The 9,694-nt window shown below is 74.0% G+C and carries 1 protein-coding gene; it reads right to left on the reverse strand.

Annotated features, from left to right (window positions below):
• Positions 1-31: 31 nt before the first annotated feature.
• Positions 32-9,637, reverse strand: a complete 9,606-nt coding sequence (locus ACT2CW_RS27150; protein WP_445518563.1) for a type I polyketide synthase — start codon at positions 9,635-9,637, stop codon at positions 32-34.
• Between the last annotated feature and the right edge of the window lie 57 nt (positions 9,638-9,694).

The raw sequence follows: 9,694 nt of genomic DNA on the forward strand, positions 1-9,694 counted from the left end.
ACAAACCTTGCGCCCTCGGACCCGTCGATCCTCAGATTCCGAGTTCCTTGTCGATGAAGGCGAAGACCTCGTCGGGCGTCGCCTCCTGCAACTTCTCCGTCACGGTGCCGTCGCCGTCGGCCGCCTCGGCATCGGCCGTACGGGGCTCCGCCCACTTCGCCGCGAGGTCCCGCAGCCGGGCCGCGATGTCGTCCCGTGCCTCGCTGTCGGGGTCCAGGACGGACAGCGCGGACTCCAGCGCGTCGAGCTCCGCGAGACCGGGCGCGGCGGCCGTACCGCCGTCGCCCACGATCCGGCCGCACAGGAACTCGGCGAGCGCCGCCGGGGTCGGGTAGTCGAAGACCAGCGTGGCGGGCAGCTTCTGCCCGGTGGCGGCGGTCAGCCGGTTGCGCAGCTCCAGCGCGATGAGCGAGTCGAAGCCCAGCTCCTTGAACGCCCGCCCGGCGCCGACCTCGTCGGTCGAGGGGTGGCCGAGCGCGGCGGCCGCGTTGGTACGCACGACCTCCAGGACGACCACGGACTGCTCGGCCCGGGAGATCCCGGCCAGCCGCTTGCGCAGCGCGTCCGCCGGGGACCCGTCGGACGCCGCGCCTGCCTCACCGGCCGGGCCGCCGGTCGCCCGCAACCGCTTGACCTCGGGCAGCTCGCCGATGAGCGGGCTGGGGCGCACCGCCGTGTAGCCGTAGGCGAAGCGGTCCCACTGGATGTCGGCGACGGCCACGACCGTGTCCGCGTGGTCCAGGGCCCGCTGGAGCGCCGTGATCGCGGCGTGCGGGGCCATCGCCGGGACGCCGCCCCGGTCCAGCCGCTCGCCGATGGCGCCGTCGGCGGCCAGGCCCGTCTCGCCCCAGCGGCCCCAGGCCACCGAGGTGGCGGGCAGGCCCGCCGCGCGGCGCCGCTCGGCCAGCGCGTCGAGATAGGCGTTGGCCGCCGCGTAGTTGCCCTGTCCGGCGTCGCCGAGGGTGCCCGCGATACCGGAGAACAGCACGAACGCGGAGAGGTCCAGATCACGGGTCAGCTCGTCCAGATGGCGCGCCGCGTCGGCCTTGGGGCCGAGGACGGTGGCGAACCGCTCCGGGGTGAGCGCGTCCAGGACGCCGTCGTCCAGAACGCCCGCGGCGTGCATGACCGCCGTGAGCGGCCGGTCGGCCGGGATGGCGGCGAGCAGCGTCTCGACGGCCTTGCGGTCGGCCACGTCGCACGCGGCGATCGTGACCTCGGCGCCGAGCTCGGTCAGCTCGTCCCGCAGTTCGGCGGCGCCCGGGGCGTCCGGGCCACGGCGGCTGGTGAGCACCAGGTGCTCGGCCCCGTTGCCCGCCAGCCAGCGCGCCACATGGGCGCCCAGCGCGCCCGTACCGCCGGTGACCAGCGTCGTACCGGACGGCTTCCAGGCCCGTACGGCGGGCGCGCCGGCCAGCGGGGCGTGGGCGAGCCTGCGGGCGAACACCCCGGCCGCGCGCACCGCGAGCTGGTCCTCGCCGTCGGTCCCGGCGAGCACCCCGGCGAGCCGGGCCAGCGCCCGCTCGTCGGGCGTCCCGGGCAGGTCCACCAGACCGCCCCAGCGCTCCGGGTACTCCAGTGCGGCGGTCCGGCCGAGCCCCCAGACGAGCGCCTGCTCGGGGGATTCCACGGTGTCCGTCTGACCGACGGCGACCGCGCCCCGGGTGGCGCACCACAGGGGCGCGTCCACCCCGGCGTCGCCGAGGGCCTGGATCAGCATGGCGGTGCCGACCAGCCCGGCGCTGACCCCGTCGGTGCCGGGCGCGGTGCCCGCGTCGAAGGCGAGCAGCGACAGCACACCGGAGACGGCTCCGGCGTCGGCCAGCTCCTCGCGCACCAGGCGGGTCAGCGACGCGCGGTCCGACTCCACGGCGGTCGGGGTGATCTGCCGCACCTCGGCGCCGCGTTCGGTGAGCATCCGGACCGCGCCGAGCGTCCAGTCGTCGATGGCGGCGGACTCGGGCACGGCCAGCAGCCAGGTCCCGGACAGCCGCGGGGCCTGTGCCTCGGTCAGCGAGGTCCAGGTGACGCGGTAGCGCCAGCCGTCCACCGTGGACTGCTCACGGGCCTGCTTGCGCCAGGACGCCAGGGCGGGCAGGACGGCGCCGAGCGAGGACCGCTCGCCGTCGTCCGCGAACGCGAGGGTGTCGGCCAGCGACTCCAGGTCCTCGCGCTCGACGGCCTCCCAGAAGCGGGCGTCCACGGCATCCGACTGGGCGCCCGACTCATCGGCCGGGGTGTCGGCCGGCCGCGGCCAGTAGCTCTGATGCTGGAAGGCGTACGTGGGCAGCTCGACGCGGGTCGCGCCCGTACCGTCGAACACCGCTGCCCAGTCCACGGCCACGCCGCGCGTCCACGCCTCGCCCAGCGAGATGTAGAAGCGTTCAAGACCGCCCTCGTCGCGGCGCAGCGAGCCGATCGCGGCGGCCTCGCGGCCCGCGTCCTCGGCGGTCTCCTGCACACCCATCGTCAGGACGGGGTGCGCGCTGGACTCGATGAAGACCCCGAAGCCCTCGTCCAGGAGCCGCCGGATCGCGCCCTCCAGCTCAACGGTGCGACGCAGGTTGGTGAACCAGTACTCGGCGTCCAGCTCGGAACCGTCGACCCACTCCCCCGTCACGGTGGAGAGGAACGGCACCTCGGCGGCCTGGGGCTCCACGGGAGCCAACAGCTCCAGGAGTTCCTCGCGGAGCAGCTCGACCTGGGCCGAATGCGAGGCGTAGTCCACCGGCACCCGGCGGGCCCGCACCTCATCGGCCTCACACGCGGCGACCAGCTCATCGAGGGCTTCGGGCTCACCGGAGACAACCACCGACGACGGCCCGTTGACGGCCGCGACGGAGATCCGCTCCTCGCCCCACGGCGCGATCCGCTCCCGTACATCCGCCACCGGAAGCGCCACCGACACCATGCCGCCCTGGCCCGCCAGCACCCGGCCGATCGCCTGGCTGCGCAACGCCACCACACGCGCCGCGTCCTTCAGCGACAGAATCCCCGCCACACACGCCGCCGCGATCTCACCCTGCGAATGGCCGACCACGGCCGACGGCCGCACACCGAGCGAACGCCACAGCTCCGCGAGCGAAACCATCACGGAGAACAACACCGGCTGAACAACGTCCACCCGCTCCAGTGACGGTGCGCCCTCCGCCTCGCGCAGCACATCCACCAACGACCAGTCGGTGAACTCTGCGAGCGCGGCGGCACACTCATCAATACGGGCAGCGAACACCGGTGAAGCATCCAACAGCTCCACGGCCATGCCTACCCATTGTGACCCCTGTCCTGGGAACACGAATGCGGCCTTGCCCCCGATTGAGGCCCCCTGCACCAGGTTCGGCAGGACCTGCCCCCTAGCGAGGGCGTCCAGACCCCGGACGAAATCGTCCCGGTCGGTGCCCACCAGCACCGCGCGCCGGTCGAAGGCGGCGCGGGTGGTGGCCAGCGAGTGGCCGATGTCCAGCGGGCGCTGGGCGGGGTCGGCGTCGAGGTGGGCCAGCAGCTTGGCGGCCTGGTCGCGCAGGGCCGCCTCGCTCTTGCCGGACACCGTCCACGGCAGCGCGCCGAGCGGACGGGTCACCGGATCGGCCTCGTTGGGCTCCTCGGCGGGTGCCTGCTCGATGATGGCGTGCGCGTTGGTGCCGCTGAAGCCGAACGAGGAGACGGCGGCCCGGCGCGGACGGCCGGTCTCCGGCCACTCCCGCGCCCCGGTCAGCAGCTCGATGTCGCCCGCCGACCAGTCCACATGCGGGGTGGGCTCGACGATGTGCAGCGACTCCGGCAGCACGCCGTGGCGCAGCGCGAGCACGAGCTTCATCACACCCGCGACACCGGCGGCCGCCTGGGCGTGGCCGATGTTGGACTTGATGGAGCCGAGCAGCAGGGGCTGCCCCTCGGGCCGCTCCTGACCGTAGGTGGCGAGCAGCGCCTGGGCCTCGATCGGGTCGCCCAGCGTGGTACCCGTGCCGTGCGCTTCCACGACGTCCACTTCGGCAGGAGACAGCCGGGCGTTGGCGAGGGCCTGCCGGATGACGCGCTGCTGGGACGGGCCGTTGGGCGCCGTCAGACCGTTGGACGCGCCGTCCTGGTTGATCGCCGAGCCACGGACGACGGCCAGCACCGGATGGCCGTGTCGACGCGCGTCCGACAGCCGCTCGACCAGCAGCATGCCCACGCCCTCGGCCGGGCTGAAGCCGTCCGCGTCCGAGGAGAACGCCTTGCTGCGGCCGTCGGAGGACAGTCCGCGCTGGCGGCTGAACTCGATGAAGGTGCCCGGGGTGGCCATCACGGTCACCCCGCCCGCGAGGGCGATCGAGCACTCGCCCTGGCGCAGCGACTGGACGGCCAGGTGCAGCGCCACCAGCGACGCCGAGCACGCGGTGTCCACGGTGACCGCCGGGCCCTCCAGGCCGAAGGTGTACGAGAGGCGGCCGGAGACGACGCTCGCGGCGCTGCCGGTGGCGAGGTGGCCCTCGTAGCCCTCGGTGTTGTTGCGCATGACGATGGAGTAGTCGGAGCCGTTGGTGCCGACGAAGACACCGGACGGGCTGCCGTGCAGCGTGGCCGGGTCGATGCCCGCGCGCTCGAACGCCTCCCAGGACGTCTCCAGCAGCAGCCGCTGCTGCGGGTCCATCGCCATGGCCTCACGCGGCGAGATCCCGAAGAAGGTGGGGTCGAAGTCGGCGGCCCCGGTGAGGAATCCGCCCTCGCGGGTGTAGCTGGTGCCCTGCGCGTCCGGGTCCGGGTTGTACAGCGACTCGATGTCCCAGCCGCGGTCGGCCGGGAACTCCGACAGCGCGTCGCCACCGGAGACGAGCAGCTGCCACAGCTCCTCGGGGGTGCGCACCCCGCCCGGGAAGCGGCAGCTCATGGAGACGATGGCGATCGGCTCGTCGTCGGAGAGCGCCGCCGCGGTCGGCGGCGCGGCCACGGCGGCCCGCTGCCCGCCCGCGATCTCGGTGCGCAGCTGGCGCGCGAGCACGGTCGGGGTGGGGTAATCGAAGATCAGCGTCGGCGGCAGCTTCAGCCCGCTGGCGGCGCTGAGCCGGTTGCGCAGCTCGACGGCGGTCAGCGAGTCGAAGCCCAGCTCCTTGAAGGCCCGGCCCGCCTCGACGTCGTCGGCGCCCGCGTAGCCCAGGACCGCCGCGACGGCGGTGCGCACCAGCTCCAGCACCAGCCGCTCCTGCTCGGCCTCCGGCACCCCGGCGAGCTGCTGCGCGAGAGCGACCGCGCCCGCGCCGTCCGCGTCGGCGTCCCCGGCCATGTCCTGGATGACGTCCCGCGCCTCGGGCAGGTCGTGCAGCAGCGGACGGGAGCGGCCGGAGGTGAAGGCGAGGACGAAGCGCTTCCACTCCATGTCGACGACGGTGAGCACCGACTCGTCGCGGTCCAGCGCGTGCTGGAGCGCGGTGACGGCCGACCGCGGCGCCATCTCGATGACGCCGTGGCGGCGCATCCGGTCGCCGACGCCGCCCTCGGCCATTCCGCCCTCGCCCCACGGGCCCCAGGCCAGCGAGGTGGCGGGCAGGCCCTGGGCGCGCCGGTGCTCGGCGAAGGCATCGAGGAAGGCGTTGCCCGGCGCGTAGTTGCCCTGGCCGGGCGCGCCGAAGGTGGCCGCGAAGGAGGAGAACAGCACGAACGCGCTCAGGTCCAGATCGCGGGTGAGCTCGTGCAGATGGCGGGTGGCGTCCACCTTGACCTTCAGCACCCGGTCCACCTGGTCCGGGGTCAGGCCCTCGATCACCCCGTCGTCCAGCACGGCGGCGGTGTGGACGACGGCGGTCAGCGGGTGCTCGGCGGGGATGTCCGCGAGCAGCGCCTCGACCTGGCCGCGGTCGGCCACGTCGCACGCGGCGATGGTGACCTTGGCGCCGAGCTCGGTCAGTTCGGACCGCAGGTCAGCCGCGCCCGGGGCGTCCAGGCCACGGCGGCTGGTGAGCACCAGGTGCTCGGCCCCGTTGCCCGCCAGCCAGCGCGCCACATGGGCGCCCAGCGCGCCCGTACCGCCGGTGACCAGAGTGGTGCCGGACGGCTTCCAGGACCGTACGGCGGGCGTGGCGGCCAGCGGGGCGCGCACCAGACGGCGTACGAGCGGCCCGGTGGCGCGGATCGCGACCTGGTCCTCCTCCTCGGCCCCGGCGAGCACGGTCACCAGCCGGGCCAGCGCCCGCTCGTCGGGCGCCCCGGGCAGGTCCACCAGGCCGCCCCAGCGCTCGCCGTGCTCCAGCGCGGCCACCCGGCCCAGGCCCCAGACCAGCGCCTGCTCGGGGGAGTCCAGCGGGTCCGTGCGGCCGACCGAGACCGCGCCTTGGGTGGCGGACCACAGCGGCGCGCCGATCTCCGCGTCGCCGAGGGCCTGCACCAGCGCGAGCTGGGCCGCCACTCCGGCCGGGACGGAGGCGTGCCGGGGGTGCGGGCGGCCGTCGAGGGCCAGCAGCGACAGCACGCCGGTGAACGGGATGCCGTCGGTCTCCGCGAGCGCGGCGCGCAGCCGCTCGGTCAGCTCGTCGCGGCCGTCGGCGCCGGTGTCCACGGCGATCCGCCGTACATCGGCGCCGCGTTCGGCGAGCACACCGGCCACGGCGTCGGTCCAGGTGGTCTCGGTATCCGGCGCGATGACGAGCCACCCGCCGGTCAGCCGCGCGGACTGACTGTCGGCGAGCGGCTTCCAGGTGACGCGGTAGCGCCAGCCGTCCACCGTGGACTGCTCACGGGCCTGCTTGCGCCACGACGCCAGGGCGGGCAGCAGCGCGCTGACCCGCTCGTCGCCGTCCACGTCGAGCTCGGCCGCGAGCGTCTGCCAGTCCTCGCGCTCGACGGCCTCCCAGAAGCGCGCCTCGACGGGGTCGGCGGCGGGGGTGGCTTCGGTGGTGGGGGTGCCCGACTCCAGCCAGTAGTGCTGGTGCTGGAAGGCGTACGTGGGCAGCTCGACGCGGGCCGCGCCCGTACCGTCGAACACCCCGGCCCAGTCCACGGTGACGCCCCGCGTCCACGCCTCGCCGACCGAGGCCCAGAAGCGGTCCAGGCCGCCCTCGTCACGGCGCAGCGAGCCGATCGCGGCGGCCTCGCGGCCCGCGTCCTCGGCGGTCTCCTGCACACCCATCGTCAGGACGGGGTGGGCGCTGGACTCGATGAACGTACCGAAGCCCTCTTCGAGCAGCCGGCGAACGGCACCCTCAAGCTCAACGGTGCGACGGAGGTTGGTGAACCAGTACTCGGCGTCCAGCTCCGGGCCCTCGATCCACTCCCCCGTCACGGTGGAGAGGAACGGCACCTCGGCGGCCCTGGGCTCCACCGACGCGAGCAGCTCCAGGAGTTCCTCGCGGAGCAGCTCGACCTGGGCCGAGTGCGAGGCGTAGTCCACCGGCACCCGGCGGGCCCGCACCTCGTCCGCCTCACAGGACGCCAGCAGCTCATCCAGCGCGGTCGGCTCACCGGAGACGACCACCGACGAGGGCCCGTTGACGGCCGCGATGGAGATCCGTTCGCCCCACGGCGCGATCCGCTCCCGTACATCCGCCACCGGGAGCGCCACCGACACCATGCCGCCCTGGCCCGCCAGCACCCGGCCGATCGCCTGGCTGCGCAGCGCCACCACGCGAGCGGCATCCTTCAGCGACAGAATCCCCGCCACACACGCGGCCGCGATCTCGCCCTGGGAGTGGCCGACCACGGCCGCCGGGACGACGCCCAGCGAACGCCACAGCTCGGCCAGCGACACCATCACCGCGAACAGCACCGGCTGGACCACATCCACCCGGTCAAGCGACGGCGCACCCTCGGCACCCCGCAGCACATCCACCAACGACCAGTCGGTGAACTCCGCAAGCGCCGCCGCACACTCCTCGATCCGCGCGCCGAAGACGGGCGAGGCCTCCATCAGCCCCACCGCCATCCCGGCCCACTGCGACCCCTGCCCGGGGAAGACGAACGCCGTACGGCCGCCGACGACGGAGCCCTGTGCGACGCCCGCCGCCATGCCGCCCTCGGCCAGGGCGGTGAGCCCGGCCAGCAGTTCGTCGCGGTCGTGGCCGCGCACCACGGCGCGGTGGTCGAGCTGGGCCCGGGTGGTGGTCAGCGAGAGGGCCACGTCCACCGGGTTCAGGGACGGGTCGGCCTCGAGGTGGGCCAGCAGCCGCTCGGCCTGGGCGCGCAGCCCCGCCGCGCTCTTGCCGGACACCGCCCACGGCAGCACGTCCAGCCGCTTCGTCGGGGCCGCCGGTTCCTCGGTGGCTTCCTCGGCCTCCTCGGCGGGGGCCTGCTCCAGGATGGTGTGGGCGTTGGTGCCGCTGAAGCCGAAGGAGGACACGGCGGCGCGGCGCGGATGGCCGGTCTCCGGCCAGGGGGTGGTGTCGGCGAGCAGCGACACCGCGCCCGCCGACCAGTCCACATGCGGAGTCGGCTCGTCGATGTGCAGCGTCTTGGGCAGCACGCCATGGCGGATGGCCATGACCATCTTGATGATTCCGGCGACACCGGCGGCGGCCTGGGTGTGCCCGATGTTGGACTTGATGGAGCCGAGCAGCAGCGGCTGGTCCTCGGTGTGCTCCTGGCCGTACGTGGCGAGCAGCGCCTGCGCCTCGATCGGGTCGCCCAGCGTGGTGCCGGTGCCGTGTGCTTCGACGGCGTCCACATCGGCGGCGGAGAGGCGGCCGTTGGTGAGCGCCTGGTGGATGACGCGCTGCTGGGACGGGCCGTTGGGCGCGGTCAGACCGTTGGACGCGCCGTCCTGGTTGATCGCCGAGCCCCGGACGATCGCGAGCACCGGGTGGCCGTGTCGACGGGCGTCCGACAGCCGCTCGACCAGCAGCATGCCGACGCCCTCGCCCCAGCCGGTGCCGTCCGCCGCGGCGGCGAAGGGCTTGCAGCGGCCGTCGGCGGCGAGCCCGCGCTGCCGGCTGAACTCGGTGAACGTGGAGGGCGTGGCCATCACGGTGACACCGCCCGCGAGCGCCAGCGAGCACTCGCCGTTGCGCAGCGCCTGCACCGCCATGTGCAGGGTGACCAGCGACGACGAGCACGCCGTGTCGACGGTGACCGCCGGGCCCTCCAGACCGAAGGTGTACGACACCCGGCCGGATGCGATGGAGCCGGAGCTGCCGGTGCCCAGGAAGCCCTCGACGCCCTCGGGCACGGAGTCCAGCCGCGAGGTGTAGTCGTGGTACATCACGCCCGCGAACACACCGGTCCGGTGGCCGCGCAGCCCGGTCGGGTCGATCCCGGCCCGCTCGAACGCCTCCCAGGACGTCTCCAGCAGCAGCCGCTGCTGCGGGTCCATCGCCATGGCCTCGCGCGGCGAGATCCCGAAGACCGCGGGGTCGAAGCCGCCCGCGTCGTAGAGGAACCCGCCCTCGTTCACATAGCTGGCGCCCGCCTGGTCGGGGTCGGCGTCATAGAGCGACTCGACGTCCCAGCCGCGGTCGGTGGGGAAGCCGGAGATCGCGTCCTCGCCGTCCAGGACGAGCCGCCACAGCTCCTCGGGGGTGCGCACACCGCCCGGGTAGCGGCAGCTCATCGCGACGATGGCGATGGGCTCCTGGTGCCGCTCCTCGACCTCGCGGAGCTGTCGGCGGGCCTGACGCAGGTCAGCGGTGGCCCGCTTGAGGTAGTCCCGGAGCTTGTCCTCGTTATTCACCATTGCGTCGGCTCCTTGCGAAGAGGGAGGTGGTGCTCATGAGTTCCATGGGTTCAGAAC

The sequence above is a fragment of the Streptomyces sp. NEAU-174 genome (assembly GCF_052665095.1).